Consider the following 15,336-nt stretch of genomic DNA (forward strand, 5'->3'; position numbering starts at 1 on the left):
CCACAAAAGATGAAGAACCAAAAAAATCGGCTAGTCATCTGCTAGCCGACAAATAGAAAGGAAAGTAAGTAATAAATATTGAAGATGTTTCGATGTAACTCGAACGATTCACAACAAGCTATCTGTTATATAGCTTCTACCCCTTTGTTTGAATTCGTTCTCCCCTGTTACAAATAATATATTAGCATAAAACACTTTAATTTGTAAGCGTTTTCTAAATAAAAAATGTTTAATTTTACACACATAATCTACGAATATTCTCAAAATGTCTTCAATATCAGTGTTATGTTATAATTAATGTAATATGTAATGGTTATAGGTGGTGTTTATGTTGAAGAAATTGGATCGCCAAAATCAAATTATTTCATTGATACAACAAGGCAAAACAATCAATGCATCAGAATTGGCACAACACTTAAATGTTTCTGTTCGTACAATTAGTCGCGATATTGCTGATTTAGAAAATCAAGGTGTTCAAATATACGCACATAAAGGGAAACATGGTGGCTATCAAATTCAGAATTCTGAGGATAAAATACAAATTCATTTTAATGAACAGCAGTTGGTATCCCTATATTTGACCTTAATAGAAAGCCAATCTTATTCAACATTACCTTATACGAAAGAGATTGAATCTATAATTAATCAGCTTATCAATATACCTAACACGCATGTTCGTAAATCACTCACCCATATGACTGACTTGATTAAATTTGAAGATACAGAACAAATTACTTTACCTCGTCTATTTACAGACATATTAATCTATAGTTCTGAACGAAATGTTATGCTGATTGACTTCAATGATAATCATGACACTATTGCTGAAAATGTGATATTTATTGGTTTACTATGTCGTAATGGTGAATGGCTAGCAATTATATATGAAATCGGTTTAGGTCGAACACGGGAACTACCAGTACTCGATATTTATGATATTTCTTATTCCTTCGAAAAGACGATTAAAACATACGATATTTCAATACAAAATTATACTCAATTTTTAAATCCAATCGAGCATACTGAATAATATGTTCGGTTGGGTCCTCTACGTTCTACCTCTTTTATGACTTAATACCTTCAAAGTAAGGAGTTTCACATACCATGGATCAATTAACTCAAATTCGTCAACAACTCATTGTGCTACTCACGCACATCGAAAAGATACGATATTACTATCTAATGGATGACCGGTACTTAAATCAAGAAATTGACGCGTATCATACTTCGATTCATCATTTCAGTCTTGATTTAGCTTTAACACTTCAAAATGACGCTAACAACAGTCACACATCACCTTCCCTTGAACTCAAACATACTTATCATAAATTACTAAATCATTTATCCTCACACCCGTTACATGATTTTCAACAAGGAACGATATTAATTGATTTACAACAACGCCAAAATCAAATTCATCAAACATTCGTTCACTTGTCAAATGCGTTCCAGTAGTTTCATTCCCCCTGTACAACCATCGATTCCCATTATTTCTTCAAACTTTTATGCATCTTTCTTAGTTATAAATTAACGTCAATTCTGTCATTCAATCTCATCTTTGAATACTTAGCGATCTACTAATTAAATATAAAAATTATATAATATATATGTAAATTGTAATAAAAAACGTGAAACGCTATAATTGTAAGTGATTACAGTAATTAAGGAGGATTCACATGCTAGGTTTCTCAGTCTATTTAGGTCAACCATTAAATACTTCTTATATTTTAGATATGGTTCATCTTGGTTATGACGTTATTTTCACATCATTACAAATACCTGAGGAAAATGATGAGACAAAATTGACGTATTTGGGAGAATTATGTCAATTACTAAAAGATACATCAGTAACCTATATCATTGATATCAATCCTTCATTGCTGAATCAAAACGTTTACCGTTTTTTCGATCAATTTCCAAATGGGGATTTTGTTATTAGAATAGATGAAGATTTTAAGCGTAGTTTAATAGAAGACTTATATCAGCATCATTTAAAGTGTTGTTTAAATGCTAGTACGATTACCGCTCATACCCTTGATACACTTTACAATCAAAAATCATTACCGAAAATTTATTTTTGCCATAATTACTACCCTAGACCTGATACAGGTTTAGCTTTAAGTTTCATTGAACAACAAAATGAACTTATACGAAAATATGATGAACATGCTCCGATTATGGCCTTTATTCCTGGAACTACTTTTAGAGGTCCAATATTCAAGGGACTTCCAACTATTGAGCAACACAGACATATGACGTTACTTCAATCTGCACAAGCTTTAGTTGATTCTAGACTAAACTATATTCTTATTGGTGACACTGCTATCACCCGCTCAGAGGCAATCGCTTTACAGCAGATGATTGATCATCGTCATTTCAAGCTTCGTCTAACTTATTTTGATGAATCATACGAGCAACTCATCTTCAAACATCATACATCTCGTCTTGATGCACCAGAACATGTCATACGATCAAAGTATTCTAGATCAACAAAGGTCAATATTCCTCCTAATAATCATTCGAATCATAATCGTACTAGAGGAGATATTACAGTGGATAATTCACTTAACAAACGTTACGAAGGTGAGTTGCAAATCATTAAATCAGATTTGCCTAGTCATAAAGCGATTAATCATGTTGCTTCAATATGTGCTGAAGATATAGCAATCATTGACTTAATCCAACCTGGTGACACATTTGAATTTATTACTGAAAAGGAGAAACGCTAATGGAACATTTAACAACTGAAAGTAGAAATACACAAACGATGCATTTAGATGAAATGTCTATTTTTGAAGCTTTAAAAGCAATGAATCAAGAAGATCAATTAGTAGCTAAAGCAGTAGCCTCTATACTGCCACAGTTAAATAAAGTCATTGAAGCAACCATCACTCGATTTCGCGATGGTGGTCGCATTATATATATTGGAGCAGGTACAAGTGGTCGTTTAGGTGTATTAGATGCAGCCGAATGTGTTCCAACCTTTAATACACAGCCAAATGAAGTAATCGGTTTAATTGCTGGAGGTCAACAAGCTATGACTGAAGCAATTGAGGGTGCTGAAGATAACGTAGAAATGGGAATGACCGATTTAAAAACAATCCATTTAAATCATAAAGATGTTGTCATAGGTATTTCCGCAAGTGGACGTACGCCTTATGTTAAAGGAGCGTTAACGTACGCTAATGAAATCAATGCAATGACAGTCGCTCTATCATGCAATTCAAATAGTGACATCAGTACAATCGCCAATCATGCACTTGAAGTCAATGTTGGACCTGAAGTATTAGCTGGCTCTACGAGACTAAAATCAGGCACAGCACAAAAGCTTGTGCTTAATATGATATCAACCATGACTATGATTGGTGTTGGAAAAGTGTATGATAACTTGATGGTTGACTTAAAGGCGACAAATTATAAACTTGAACAACGCTCTATACATATTATTGAAGACATTTGTGGCTTAACTTTTGAAGAAGCGCAATCACTATATCAACAAGCCGACAATGATATCAAAGTTGCAATCGTTATGAATCTATGTGACACAACAAAAAGTGATGCTAAATCGAGACTAGTAAAGCATAACGGTATTGTGAAACAAGCAATTCAATCTTAAGGAGGCAATGATATGAATAAGGATCAACAATTAGCCCATCACATCTTAGATGCGGTTGGTGGCATTGATAACGTGGATAATATCATTCATTGTATGACACGTGTGCGTTTAAAAATAAATGATGAGTCAAAAATTGATTACTCAAAACTTAAAAATATAGATGGTGTACTCGGCGTAGTACAAGATGAGCGTCTTCAAGTCGTGGTTGGACCCGGTACAGTTAATAAGGTATCAGCTGAAATGGTCAAGCTAAGTGGTGTGCAACTAGGAGAAGATATCCCCCATCATAGCAATAAGTCTAATATTAAAGCGCAAGCTAAAGAAAATAAAAGTGACTATCAACAAAAGCACAAACAAAGTAAACTAAACAAGATTTTAAAGTCTATTGCAAACATCTTTATACCATTAATCCCTGCATTTATAGGGGCCGGTTTAATTGGTGGTATTGCGGCAGTACTCAATAACTTTATTACAGCAGGCACTATTTCAGCCGATTGGGTCAAACAGCTTGTAGCCGTACTTAATGTCATTAAAGATGGTATGTTAGCGTATTTAGCTATCTTTACTGGATTTAATGCTGCTAAAGTATTCGGTGCAACACCAGGTTTAGGTGGTGTTATTGGGGGTACCACATTATTAACAGGTATTACTGAAGACAACCCAATCAAAAATATCTTTACTGGTGAACCTTTATTAGCAGGTCAAGGTGGTATTATAGGGGTTATCTTAGCAGTATGGTTATTAAGTATGATTGAGAAAAAGTTACATAAAGTCGTTCCAAATGCGATAGATATTATCGTAACACCAACAATTTCATTACTCATTATAGGTTTGCTAACGATATTCTTAATTATGCCTATTGCCGGATTTATATCTGACGGTTTGGTGGGCGTCGTAAATTGGGTCATTGGTGTAGGTGGCATATTTAGCGGATTTATTATAGGTGCGTTCTTCTTACCACTTGTTATGTTAGGCTTACATCATATATTCACCCCGATACACATCGAATTAATTAATCAATCTGGTGCAACTTACTTACTACCTATCGCAGCAATGGCTGGTGCTGGACAAGTAGGTGCAGCTTTAGCTTTATGGGTAAGATGTAAGCACAATACAACACTAAGAAATGCGATTAAAGGTGCATTACCTGTTGGTTTCTTAGGAATTGGTGAACCGCTTATTTATGGTGTGACTTTACCATTAGGTCGACCTTTTATTACCGCTTGTATCGGTGGTGGTATTGGCGGTGCCGTTATCGGTGGAATTGGTCATATCGGTGCTACCGCAATAGGACCTAGTGGTATTTCATTATTACCTTTAATTGCACATCAGAAATATTTAGGCTACATTATAGGATTACTATCTGCGTACCTAGGTGGTTTTATTTTCACATACTTTTTCGGTACGACTAAAGAAATGAGAAACTTAAATAAACTAGGTGATTAGATGACAAACATTTTATATTTAATCGACGACAATTATCCTTCTTTTTCTAAAAATGAAAAGAAATTATCACGATTTATATTAAACTCACCACATAAAGTGATTCGCATGTCGAATCAGGAGATTGCTGAAGAACTGGAAATGAGTGTTTCAACATTAAATCGATATAGCCAAAAATTAATTAATCAAAGCTTTCATGAAGTCAGAACACAGTTAGCAACATTATTCCCTAAACAGGAAACACCGTATAAGATTGAACTGCTTAACAATGAGACGGTAGACACTTTAAAAAAGAAGTTATATCATCGTGCAGAAGAAGCACTTCAAAAGAGTTCTACCTTTGCGGATAATGCAACAATAGATAACATATGCAAACAGTTCAAACGTGCGAATACGATTTTTATATTTGGCTATGGCGCATCATACGTCTGTGCTACGGATTTATATCAAAAATTATCGCGTATTGGGCTAAATGTTCAACTTGTACAAGAAACACATTTATTCACAACGATGTTGTCTACGCATGATAAAGATGATTGTGTAGTATTTATAACGAATAACGGCGATCAAAGTGAACTTCGAGCGATGGTCAAAGTGGTTTCAGATTACCATATTCCAATTATTACCATCTCAAGTTCTGAGCATAATCATGTAGCCAAGCTTTCTGATATTGTTCTAACGTATGGCCATTCAGACGAAAATGAATTGCGTATGGGGGCAACTACTTCTTTATTTGCTCAGATGTTTACGATTGATGTTCTTTTCTATCGTTATATTGCATTAAATTATGAAATGTCATTAGATTTCATTACGCAATCAAAAATGGCACTTGATAATTATCGTAAGCATTTATCAAATGTGGAATTTAAGCATTAATCTTTTCAAACAAGAAATAAGATATAGAAAAGCCAGTAAGAGAATTTAATAAAAATTCTCTTACTGGCTTATTTAATGTAACCAAGACATTATGACTTGGGTTTTAGCTCATTTTGTTACGACGCTTTCTTTCGGTAAAAGCGTTAAAAAAAGAGCGGTACAGAATTGATTTAAATTCATTGTACCACTCCCCTTCATATGAATCTAAGCACTTTGTGTCTTAGTCCATTTTGAATCATGTGTTGATGATGTTTGATTTGATTGATTTATGCGCTTATTTAACTTTACGGTATCCATCATTTTTGTGATGTCCACGAACGAAGTAGTAAGTCGTTACCGCTGCTAAGAAAATAATACCAATGACAACTGAAACAACTGTTTCTTTGTTGAATAACATGCCAATTAATACAATTAATAAGAATAAGATTGTAATTGCACTCGCAAACGTTCCACCTGGCATTTTAAATGGATGACCTTCAACTTTCTCAGGATGCAATCTTCTGAAACGAATGTGACTAATTAAAATCATAAACCAAGGAATCATACCAGGTAATATAGATGCACTATATACATATACGAAAATACTATCCGCACCTTTAATAAATAAAGGAAGAATAACATTTAATAACGCACCTACTAAGATACCTAAAGCAATGGCTAATACTGGATAGAATGGTACACCATTTTTCATAACTCGTGTAAAGATTTTAGGCATTTGACCTTTTTGAGCTAATGTAAAGATCATACGACTTGCACTAAAGATACCTGAGTTACATCCAGATAATGCTGCAGTTAAAACAACGAAGTTAATTAATCCAGCTGCAAAAGTGATACCAATTTTAGCAAATGTAGCTACGAATGGGCTACCGATTTCACCTAATTGATCCCATGGATAGATAGTAACAATTACGAAAATCGCACCAATGTAGAAAATTAATATACGCCAGATAACACCGTTTACTGCACTTTTAATATTTTTCTGAGGATCTTTTGTTTCTCCGGCAGTGATACCAATTAATTCAACGCCTTGGTAAGAACCAATAACAATTGATAATGCAAAGAAGAAACCTACAAATCCATTAGGCATAAAGCCACCATGAGACCATAAATTTGAAAGTCCAATCGCATGGCCACCATTACCAATTCCAAAGAAGATTAATCCTAAACCAGCAATGATCATTAATATAATCGTTACAACTTTAATCATTGCAAACCAGAATTCAAATTCACCGAATGCTTTAACAGAAGTTAAGTTAGTTGCTAATAATAACAGCACGGCAACGACACCAGGAATCCATTGTGGCAAGTTCGGGAACCAATAATTCATATACTCGCCCACTGCAATAACTTCACTCATTCCTACAACAATCCATTGGAAGATATTACTCCATGCTGTCATATATCCTGCTGCAGGGTGAATGTAATCACTCGCAAATGTAGCGAAAGATCCAGTAGTTGGATTTAAGTAAATCATTTCCCCCATTGCTCTCATGATTAAGAATAAAAAGATCCCTGCGATTAAATACGCAAAAATAACTGATGGACCAGTCCATTTAATCGTACTTGTTGCTCCCATAAATAAACCAACACCAATAGTACCACCAAGTGCGATCATTCTAATTTGACGTGCACTTAGCCCCCTATGTAATTCATTGTTATCCATTAAAATAACCCCATCTCTATTAAATCTAAGGTTCGAATACTTTTGTCTTTCAGAAAACCCTCTTTTGCTTTCCTTCTTTTCCCTTAAAAGTTCCTTTACCTTAATGAAGTTATTATACTATAATTTGACAAAATTAAAACATAAATTTTACAACTTTTTGAAATCGCTTCCATTACTGTTGTAATAACTCTTTTCAAATTTTTAAAAACCTTGATTTTACAGTATTTTTGCCATTTAAACAAAGTTACTTTTTACAATATTTTTTATTGAGATTTTTCACTTTTACAAATAATCTTTTTTTAATTCAATTGTTTATAATCATTTTCTATGCGTTTGATTGATGGGAATGTCGTAAAAATGAATTTAGAGTGTGATATACTTTTGTTAGAATTTTTACTGATCAATACAAGGAGTATTAATGAATGCAAGCATTGTTAAAAAAGAGTATTAAAATTTCTATTATATTTGGCATCGTTTTCTTTCTATTAAACTATTTCAGTGCCAATCATGATACCGTTAATCCACTAATCATAAGAACAATTATCGCAACTTTAACTTTTTTCTTATTATATTTTGCTGTGTTTACAATTTTCAATTCAGATGAGCGTAAGTTAAAATTTGGCATTACGTTGCCAATCGCTTTAATTATTTTCATAATTATAGGTGCCCTCTTCTTTACACTGGAAATGGGTGTTATAGCGGGTCTCATTGTTGGTCTTTTAGCAGGATTTATTTGGGAATGGATTGATAAACAGAATGGAGGTACAAATTAATGTCTGTCACAATAGGTATCATTTTAATTATTGTCTTACTTATACTAAGTTTAGTGCCTAATTATAAAGCGATGCAACAAGCTAAATCACAAGGTCAAAAATCCACACGTTATACGATTATGGTAGGTATTGATTTAATTCTCATCGTCTTATTAGTTGTCACTATTATATTAAAAGTATTTATGAACTAAGCGGTAATCATAATCTAATCGTAAAACTAGATTTTTATAGAAAGAGGGAGTGGGACGACGAATTTAAAAGAATTCTGTCCCACTCCCACTCTTTTCTATTTACTAACTATCATACGAGTGCTTTATATTCTTCCTTGTAACAATAAGTAATAGCCTATAGTAGCTAAAATCAAATAGATCATTGTACCGACAACAAAAGAACGCACTTGAACTTTAAAAGGTATATGTTTACTAAATATAGGGCCTAATACTAAATTTCCTATGCCTATAATAATAGGACCTGCTAAAAAGAATATGATAATTTGCCACGACATCATATTTACTCCTTATTCGCTTCAAAGAATGTATTTACTATCTCTTCAAAGCTTAAATCTTTGCCGACATAAGCGATGTCAGAAAAGTCTTGTGCTGCTGTCATCTCATTTGTATTAATAATTACATCTAACCCAGCATTCATTGCACCAGTAGCACCATTAGCTGAATCTTCAATAGCTAAGCAGTGTGCAGGTGAATAATTTAAGCGTTGTACAGCCGTTAAATAAAGCTCTGGGTCTGGTTTCACCGCTTCAACATCTTCTCTTCCTACAATCACATCAATATAATCGTTAATACCTAACGTTTGAATCGTAGGCATAATTTCTTCCCTATAACTACTTGTCGCAATCGCCATAGGTATGTGTCGTTGCTTTAAATATTTCATTAATGAAGACACTTTGTCGATAATATCTAATTCATGACTCGTATTATTATGTTCATCATATATTTTTTGTTTCTTCTCAATGCCAATTTGTTGTTCAAGATAGTCATGTAACCCTTGCGCATGTCCCCCAATGTGACTTCTGTAAAACTCAAGTGTTACAGGTTTCACGCCATGAAATGAAAGATGTTTATTAATTATTTCATATAAGTGTTTCTCAGTATCTATTATGGTACCGTCGAAATCAAATACTACAGCTTTATACATAAGATTGCTCCTTTAATTACTCCAATTATTGCTAAGTTTATCATATGACATATGAATTTCATACTTCGCCGAATACGTACTAACACGTTTAGAAGAAAACGCTATTTGAATGCGCAAATTTAATTCCATGTTAAATCGCGTTACGATTAGATTACAAAATAATTAAATCGAAGTTCATTCAAAAGTCCTAGTGCTAATATTAATAAAGAGTGATACAATCAGTGTGTATAAAAGAACGGTGTACGACTTAAGGGAATTTACAGGCTAAATGCTTTTTACATACGTTAAATAAATATAGGAGGTCATTGCATGTTGTTAGACAAATTTGAAACTTACATCATCAACATTGTAGGTTTAAAATCTAGATCAACTCGAAAACATTTAATTAAAGTCTGCAAAGACGTTAAATTTTGCGATTCATTTCAATATTCAATAATCAAATACGATGATATACCCGTTTTAGAAGTTAGCTTACCTAAGCAGCAACTGCCATATTTTATTAGCTTTTTAAGTTTTTATCAATTCTCAATTTATCAAATTTTATCTCCTAAACGAGTAAATACGTTACTAGATACTGAACAACCTTATCAATCATCTAAACGTTTCGATTTAGCAATAGACGGCCTCCAAGATGCATTCATTAAAGATAAAGTTATTGATATTATGACTTATTTCTCAAATAACTTTGATATCAAATACACATTAAATAACAACTGTGCAAGCGTATGTTGTGCACCTGAAACATTCAGCAAATTACTACAAACGATTGCATGCAGAAATATTGATATTCTTTCTGCATCTTATAAAACACGTGTACTACATAAAGCAAACATTTCTTAATTAACTATCATCATAGTAGTTCAATAATACGTAGAATAACCAAACTAGTTAGGAGTGGGACAAAAAATTTAAATAGCATTCTGTCCCACTCCTTATGCATTTTCTTTTTATGATAACAATGGGTTTAAATACAAGTGACGCTCTGTTTAAGGTGAGTAAGTGATAGAAACGTTTTACCAAAAAGGATTGTACACAAAAAATGACCAGTAGAAAATCTTATTCCAGATTTTCTACTGGTCTTTTAATTAAATACATTATTTTTTATCATTGTCATCATAAACTAAATGTTCAAATGCTTCACGTACTTGTGGGACAGTCATTCCAACTACCACCTGAACGTTTTTACCACTTTTCACGAGTCCATGAGCCATTTGTTCATGAGTGAAGTAACCACTATCTTCAACTTTTGATTCATCATTAACTGTTAGGCGTAAACGCGTTGTACAATTTGTAACGTCTTTAATATTTTCTTTTCCGCCTAATCCTTCTAGATAATAATGTGCTTTCGCTTCATATTCATTGCTAGGTTCAAAGCCTGAATTATCCGTACTTCCATCGCCTTTTTTCTCTTTGTAATCTTTCTTAGAGAATAATTTAACTTCTTCTTCAGCTCGACGTCCTGGTAATGGAATATCAAATTTCAAGATTAAGTATCTGAATACAACGAAATAGATACCTGAGAAAATCAAGCCTATCACAACTTGAGCTACATAAGTTAACCAATGATTTTGTCCTAATGGAATCCAGTTCGTCGCGATGAAATCGAGTAAACCACCGCCCATGTTACCAACAACGCCGAAACCATACATAATTGTATCCATTGTCGCTGCTAATAATGCATGAATTACAAATAAGTAAGGTGCAATAAATAAGAATGTAAATTCTAAAGGTTCAGTAATACCAACAACTACCGCAGTTAAAGTAGCTGGTACTAACAATGCTGCAACCTTTTTACGGTTTGCTTTAGGCGTTGTAGAATACATTGCTAGTGCAATACCAATCGCACCAAACACTTTACCGTTACCTTGTAACATGAAACCATAATGGAATTGTTCTTTTAAAGGTTTACTACTTTCAGCAAACTCATTTAAATGTCTAAACCATTCTGCTTTAAGTCCATCTTTTGCTACAACTGGACCTACTTCGATTGGTGCATAAATGAAGTGATGTAAACCAGTTGGAATTAACACACGTTCTAAGAAATGATACAACCAAACACCAATATAACCAGATGCGATAATGAAATGTTGCATTGATTCAATACCACTTTGTATTGTTGGCCATACAACACATGTGATTGCTGCAATTGGTAACATAACAAAGAATGATATTGTTACAACAAATGTTAAACCTTGGAATACACCTAACATTTCTGGTAATTTCTTGCTATAGAATCGGTTATGTATCCATGTCACGATGGCAGAAATAATGATACCACCAAGAATATTTGTATCTAATGTTTCGATACCAGCAATTGCTTTTAACCCAGTTACATTTTCAACACCTTTTTCTAAGTTGGCACCAAATGTATGTGGCCATTGCGTTAAAATCGCGTTGATAAATGTATTGAACATTAAATAGCCCATTAATGCAGCTAAAGCAGCATGACCAGGTGCTTTCTTAGCTAATGATAAAGGCAATCCAACCACGAATACAATTTCCATATGATTGAAGATAACCCAACCACCTGATTCAATCACAGACCAAAATTTAAACCAAAATGTATGATCATTTGCTAATCCGCCCATGATAGTTGGATTTTTGAATAATGTCGCAAAACCTAATACAATCCCAAAGAATGCAAACATTAATACGGGAACGATCATAGCACTCCCAAATCGTTTAATAGCGTTCATAATTTAACCCCCAAATCTTTCTATGTTGTACTTAAGTCCATCGTACATATAAAAGCGTTTTCTTAATATCTATTATAGTAAACGCTTACACATATACAATGACGTTGACCGATTTTGAAATAATTTTGTATAATCAGTTTATGTTTTCTATACATGAAAATATTTTCAGGAAAGAATGAGAGGTGTCTTTGTGCTATTAGATGAAAAAGTAAATGCTAATTTCGACAAGTTAAATGATAACGACCTTCAAATTGCACATTTTGTAAATACGCATGTCAATCAATGTAAAACTTTAAAAATACATGAACTCTCGCAATTCACTCATGCATCTAATGCTACGATTCATCGTTTCACACGAAAATTAGGATTTGATGGTTATAGTGACTTTAAATCCTATCTTAAATTTGAAAGCGAACATTTAAGTCAACTGCCCAAAGATTCAATGGATGCTTTTAAACAAGAAATAGAAACAACATTTAGCTATTTAGATCGCATCGATTATAATTTGATTACAGATAAACTGAATCATGCATCTACTGTTTATTTATATGGCACCGGTCGCGCGCAAAAAAACGTTGCGGAAGAAGCGCAACGAATACTGTTAACAATGCATAAAAATATCATTGTCTTACATGACGTGCACGAATTAAAGATGGTACTGAACCGTTCAGTAGCTGAAGATTTATTTTTCATTATTTCTCTTTCTGGTGAAAGTCATCAACTTTCAGATGTAACTAATCTACTTCAATTACGTCAAAAATATTTTATCTCAGTGACAACAATGAAAGATAATACACTAGCGCAAAAGGCTAGCTACAACGTTTATGTATCAAGTAATACGTTCTATTTATATGATGGTACAGATTACTCAAGTTTTATTAGTTATCATATTTTCTTCGAAACATTACTACGAAAATATAACGAACGTAAAGATATCGGTGAACTCAGTTAAGCAAGATTAACAAATTAGGGGTGGTACACCATTCGTAATGAATGTAGTGTACCACCCCTACTTTTATGACTGACTTATCTTGAGATATCATGAGACCATTGTTAACTGAAATCAACCAACTACTGTCAATGTTTGTAGTCGTTTCAGTCATTGATTATAATAATTGATTATCTTCTACATATTGTTCAAGTATTTGATGCATTTTATCGAACATCAATTCTAGACCATGAACAGTTGAGTCATGATATTCTTTTTTCTTTTGTTTATATTCTAATGTTGTTAAACGTCTTTCACGTTCGACTAATGACTGATAATAGAAGAACATTTGTGTACCGCCACTTTCACGTTCTTCAAATTCGACTTCAATAATATCTTCTTGATCACTTAATTCAGGCATACCAATTGTCATTTTAATATACTCGTTATTAACGAGTTCTTGATATGTACCTTGAATTATATTTTGACGCCCATTACGTGAATCTACAATTCGATATGAACCGCCTTCTTTCATATCTACATCAATAGATTTATTTGTACGTTGAGAAGTCATAAACCATTGTTTTAATAAATCTGCGTCTGTCCAAGCTTGATATACTAATTCTGGTGAGTATTTCAATAAGCGTTCGATATGAATTTCAACATGTTCATTCTCTACATTATATTTTGCCACTTGTTTCACCTACTTTCACTCTTACTTCTATTTTAACGTATTTCAATACAGTTCCAAACTTTGAACTATTAAAATGTTTAATTATTTTAAATTTCTTAATAAAAAACAACCTACACAACTGAGCTGATTACTTAGGATTGCTGTTCGGCTTAGCTTTAACACGTGGATATCTTAATATAATAGCTAAAATGCCACAAATTCCTAGTAAAAAGGAATAAATACAATACGGCATAACACTAAACGGAGATATACTTGCCACGCCAGCCGCTGCAATGACTTGTGGACTATAAGGTAAAAAGCCTTGGAAACATCCCGCAAATATATCTAACAAACTTGCTGATTTACGCGGATCAACATCATATTCATCAGCAATATTTTTCGCAAGTGGCCCCGACATGATAATTGAAATTGTATTATTAGCTGTTGCAATATCTGCAGCACTCACTAATCCAGCAATACCAAATTCTGCGCCACGTTTCGTTTTAACTTTAGAACGAACAAAATTCAATAACCATTCAATGCCACCGTTGTGTTGAATGATTCCAACTAAACCACCAATTAGCACTGCAATGATTGCAATATCCTCCATACCAATAATTCCTTCTGATACTGCTTGTAATAATCCCTTCCAACCAAAAGAACCATCAAACAAGCCAATCAAACCAGATAATAATGTACCACCGATTAAAACGATGATTACATTCACACCAATCAGTGCTAAGGCTAATACCAATACGTAAGGAATGACTTTAATTAAATTGTAGTCATAGCTTTTAGAGTGATCTATTGAAATGCCATTAGTAAGGAAGAATAAGACAACGATTGTTAATAGTGCTCCTGGTAATACAATCCAAAAATTCACTTTAAATTTATCTTTCATTCGTGTCTTTTGCGTTCGAACTGCAGCTATCGTTGTATCAGAAATCATCGATAAATTATCGCCGAACATGGCACCACCTACAACCGTACCCATTGCTAACGCTGCTGGAATATCCGTTGCTTGAGCAAACCCAAAGCCAACAGGTGCTAATGCCGCAACGGTTCCTACTGAAGTACCCATTGAAATAGAAACAAACATACATATTACAAATAAACCAACGATAATTAAATTCTGCGGTATTAATGATAAACCTAAATTTACAGTTGATTCAACGCCACCCATTTTTTCAGTTGTGGTTGAAAAGGCACCGGTCAATATAAAGATAAAGACCATCAAAATAATGTTTGAATGACCTGCACCTCTTGTAAATACCTCAACTTTATTTGCGAATGTTTCTTTTCTATTCATAATTAAGGCAACGATAACAGTAATTGTGATTGCTACATTAAGGGGCATATTTGTAAAATCACCTGTAACTGCACCAACACCTAAAAACAAGGCAATAAATAATACTAATGGCAGTAATGCCCATGCATTGCCTTTTCTTTGTTCTTCCATACTTAACCTACTTTCCTTATAAAAATAATTTTATTATTAAAGTTACAAGAATAC

The 15,336-nt window shown here is 33.4% G+C and carries 16 protein-coding genes; 10 read left to right on the forward strand and 6 right to left on the reverse strand.

All coding sequences use genetic code 11. The features are described from left to right. Nucleotides 1–331 precede the first annotated feature (331 nt). From KA828_RS02615 to KA828_RS02640, 6 genes are all read left to right on the forward strand, one after another. Nucleotides 332–1,030 carry a helix-turn-helix transcriptional regulator gene (locus tag KA828_RS02615; protein ID WP_210125387.1) on the forward strand — a complete coding sequence of 233 codons (699 nt, stop codon included), beginning with the start codon at nucleotides 332–334 and terminating at the stop codon, nucleotides 1,028–1,030. 74 nt (nucleotides 1,031–1,104) lie between these two features. Beyond that, a complete protein-coding gene (locus tag KA828_RS02620; RefSeq protein WP_075108042.1) occupies nucleotides 1,105–1,455 on the forward strand; it encodes a hypothetical protein in 351 nt (116 codons plus the stop codon). A 221-nt stretch (nucleotides 1,456–1,676) separates the two neighbouring features. After that, nucleotides 1,677–2,729 carry a MupG family TIM beta-alpha barrel fold protein gene (locus KA828_RS02625; RefSeq protein ID WP_210125333.1) on the forward strand — a complete coding sequence of 351 codons (1,053 nt, stop codon included), beginning with the start codon at nucleotides 1,677–1,679 and terminating at the stop codon, nucleotides 2,727–2,729. Beyond that, complete coding sequence (murQ, locus tag KA828_RS02630; RefSeq protein ID WP_193839042.1) at nucleotides 2,729–3,616, forward strand: N-acetylmuramic acid 6-phosphate etherase; 888 nt, start codon at nucleotides 2,729–2,731, stop codon at nucleotides 3,614–3,616. Before KA828_RS02625 ends, murQ begins: the two co-directional genes overlap by 1 nt. Before the next feature lie 12 nt (nucleotides 3,617–3,628). Next, nucleotides 3,629–5,062, forward strand: coding sequence for a PTS transporter subunit EIIC (locus KA828_RS02635; protein WP_210125334.1), 1,434 nt, complete (start codon nucleotides 3,629–3,631; stop codon nucleotides 5,060–5,062). Next, nucleotides 5,063–5,935 (forward strand): MurR/RpiR family transcriptional regulator, encoded by an 873-nt coding sequence (locus KA828_RS02640; RefSeq protein WP_210125335.1) that lies wholly within the window; start codon nucleotides 5,063–5,065, stop codon nucleotides 5,933–5,935. Nucleotides 5,936–6,209: 274 nt separating this feature from the next. Here KA828_RS02640 and KA828_RS02645 read toward each other — a convergent pair whose 3' ends face one another. Next, a complete protein-coding gene (locus tag KA828_RS02645) occupies nucleotides 6,210–7,598 on the reverse strand; it encodes an amino acid permease (protein WP_210125336.1) in 1,389 nt (462 codons plus the stop codon). Between the two features lie 422 nt (nucleotides 7,599–8,020). Here KA828_RS02645 and KA828_RS02650 point away from each other — a divergent pair, with 422 nt between their 5' ends. Next, nucleotides 8,021–8,371 (forward strand): hypothetical protein, encoded by a 351-nt coding sequence (locus tag KA828_RS02650; RefSeq protein WP_210125337.1) that lies wholly within the window; start codon nucleotides 8,021–8,023, stop codon nucleotides 8,369–8,371. Further along, on the forward strand, nucleotides 8,371–8,562 hold the full coding sequence (locus KA828_RS02655; protein WP_210125338.1) for a hypothetical protein: 192 nt from the start codon (nucleotides 8,371–8,373) through the stop codon (nucleotides 8,560–8,562). Before KA828_RS02650 ends, KA828_RS02655 begins: the two co-directional genes overlap by 1 nt. Nucleotides 8,563–8,684: 122 nt before the next feature. On the opposite strand, the gene KA828_RS02660 is transcribed toward KA828_RS02655, so the two are convergent. Together KA828_RS02660 and KA828_RS02665 are read right to left on the reverse strand one after the other, a co-directional pair. Further along, nucleotides 8,685–8,876, reverse strand: a complete 192-nt coding sequence (locus KA828_RS02660) for a hypothetical protein (protein ID WP_053028613.1) — start codon at nucleotides 8,874–8,876, stop codon at nucleotides 8,685–8,687. A gap of 5 nt (nucleotides 8,877–8,881) precedes the next feature. Continuing rightward, the gene (locus KA828_RS02665; protein WP_210125339.1) at nucleotides 8,882–9,526 is read right to left on the reverse strand and encodes an HAD family hydrolase; all 645 of its coding nucleotides are present in this window, start codon (nucleotides 9,524–9,526) and stop codon (nucleotides 8,882–8,884) included. 309 nt (nucleotides 9,527–9,835) lie between these two features. Here KA828_RS02665 and KA828_RS02670 point away from each other — a divergent pair, with 309 nt between their 5' ends. Further along, the gene (locus tag KA828_RS02670) at nucleotides 9,836–10,366 is read left to right on the forward strand and encodes a hypothetical protein (RefSeq protein ID WP_075108049.1); all 531 of its coding nucleotides are present in this window, start codon (nucleotides 9,836–9,838) and stop codon (nucleotides 10,364–10,366) included. 254 nt (nucleotides 10,367–10,620) lie between these two features. Here KA828_RS02670 and KA828_RS02675 read toward each other — a convergent pair whose 3' ends face one another. Further along, nucleotides 10,621–12,222 carry an alpha-glucoside-specific PTS transporter subunit IIBC gene (locus KA828_RS02675; protein ID WP_075108050.1) on the reverse strand — a complete coding sequence of 534 codons (1,602 nt, stop codon included), beginning with the start codon at nucleotides 12,220–12,222 and terminating at the stop codon, nucleotides 10,621–10,623. 190 nt (nucleotides 12,223–12,412) lie between these two features. On the opposite strand from KA828_RS02675, the gene KA828_RS02680 reads away from it, so the two are divergent. Further along, complete coding sequence (locus KA828_RS02680; RefSeq protein ID WP_075108051.1) at nucleotides 12,413–13,174, forward strand: MurR/RpiR family transcriptional regulator; 762 nt, start codon at nucleotides 12,413–12,415, stop codon at nucleotides 13,172–13,174. Nucleotides 13,175–13,328: 154 nt separating this feature from the next. On the opposite strand, the gene KA828_RS02685 is transcribed toward KA828_RS02680, so the two are convergent. Next, nucleotides 13,329–13,844, reverse strand: coding sequence for an SRPBCC family protein (locus KA828_RS02685; RefSeq protein ID WP_075108115.1), 516 nt, complete (start codon nucleotides 13,842–13,844; stop codon nucleotides 13,329–13,331). 127 nt (nucleotides 13,845–13,971) lie between these two features. Continuing rightward, a complete protein-coding gene (locus tag KA828_RS02690) occupies nucleotides 13,972–15,282 on the reverse strand; it encodes a Na+/H+ antiporter NhaC family protein (protein WP_210125340.1) in 1,311 nt (436 codons plus the stop codon). Nucleotides 15,283–15,336: the final 54 nt, after the last annotated feature.

Origin of the sequence: Staphylococcus sp. GDY8P85P (assembly GCF_017892405.1) — a bacterium.
Classification (GTDB): domain Bacteria; phylum Bacillota; class Bacilli; order Staphylococcales; family Staphylococcaceae; genus Staphylococcus; species Staphylococcus borealis.

Bases quoted from the DNA above. Each gene is read 5' to 3' on its own strand.
- KA828_RS02620 (WP_075108042.1), top strand. From the start codon at position 1,105: ATGGATCAATTAACTCAAATTCGTCAACAACTCATTGTGCTACTCACG.
- KA828_RS02625 (WP_210125333.1), top strand. From the start codon at position 1,677: ATGCTAGGTTTCTCAGTCTATTTAGGTCAACCATTAAATACTTCTTAT.
- murQ (WP_193839042.1), top strand. From the start codon at position 2,729: ATGGAACATTTAACAACTGAAAGTAGAAATACACAAACGATGCATTTA.
- KA828_RS02635 (WP_210125334.1), top strand. From the start codon at position 3,629: ATGAATAAGGATCAACAATTAGCCCATCACATCTTAGATGCGGTTGGT.
- KA828_RS02640 (WP_210125335.1), top strand. From the start codon at position 5,063: ATGACAAACATTTTATATTTAATCGACGACAATTATCCTTCTTTTTCT.
- KA828_RS02645 (WP_210125336.1), bottom strand. From the start codon at position 7,598: ATGGATAACAATGAATTACATAGGGGGCTAAGTGCACGTCAAATTAGA.
- KA828_RS02650 (WP_210125337.1), top strand. From the start codon at position 8,021: ATGCAAGCATTGTTAAAAAAGAGTATTAAAATTTCTATTATATTTGGC.
- KA828_RS02655 (WP_210125338.1), top strand. From the start codon at position 8,371: ATGTCTGTCACAATAGGTATCATTTTAATTATTGTCTTACTTATACTA.
- KA828_RS02660 (WP_053028613.1), bottom strand. From the start codon at position 8,876: ATGTCGTGGCAAATTATCATATTCTTTTTAGCAGGTCCTATTATTATA.
- KA828_RS02665 (WP_210125339.1), bottom strand. From the start codon at position 9,526: ATGTATAAAGCTGTAGTATTTGATTTCGACGGTACCATAATAGATACT.
- KA828_RS02670 (WP_075108049.1), top strand. From the start codon at position 9,836: ATGTTGTTAGACAAATTTGAAACTTACATCATCAACATTGTAGGTTTA.
- KA828_RS02675 (WP_075108050.1), bottom strand. From the start codon at position 12,222: ATGAACGCTATTAAACGATTTGGGAGTGCTATGATCGTTCCCGTATTA.
- KA828_RS02690 (WP_210125340.1), bottom strand. From the start codon at position 15,282: ATGGAAGAACAAAGAAAAGGCAATGCATGGGCATTACTGCCATTAGTA.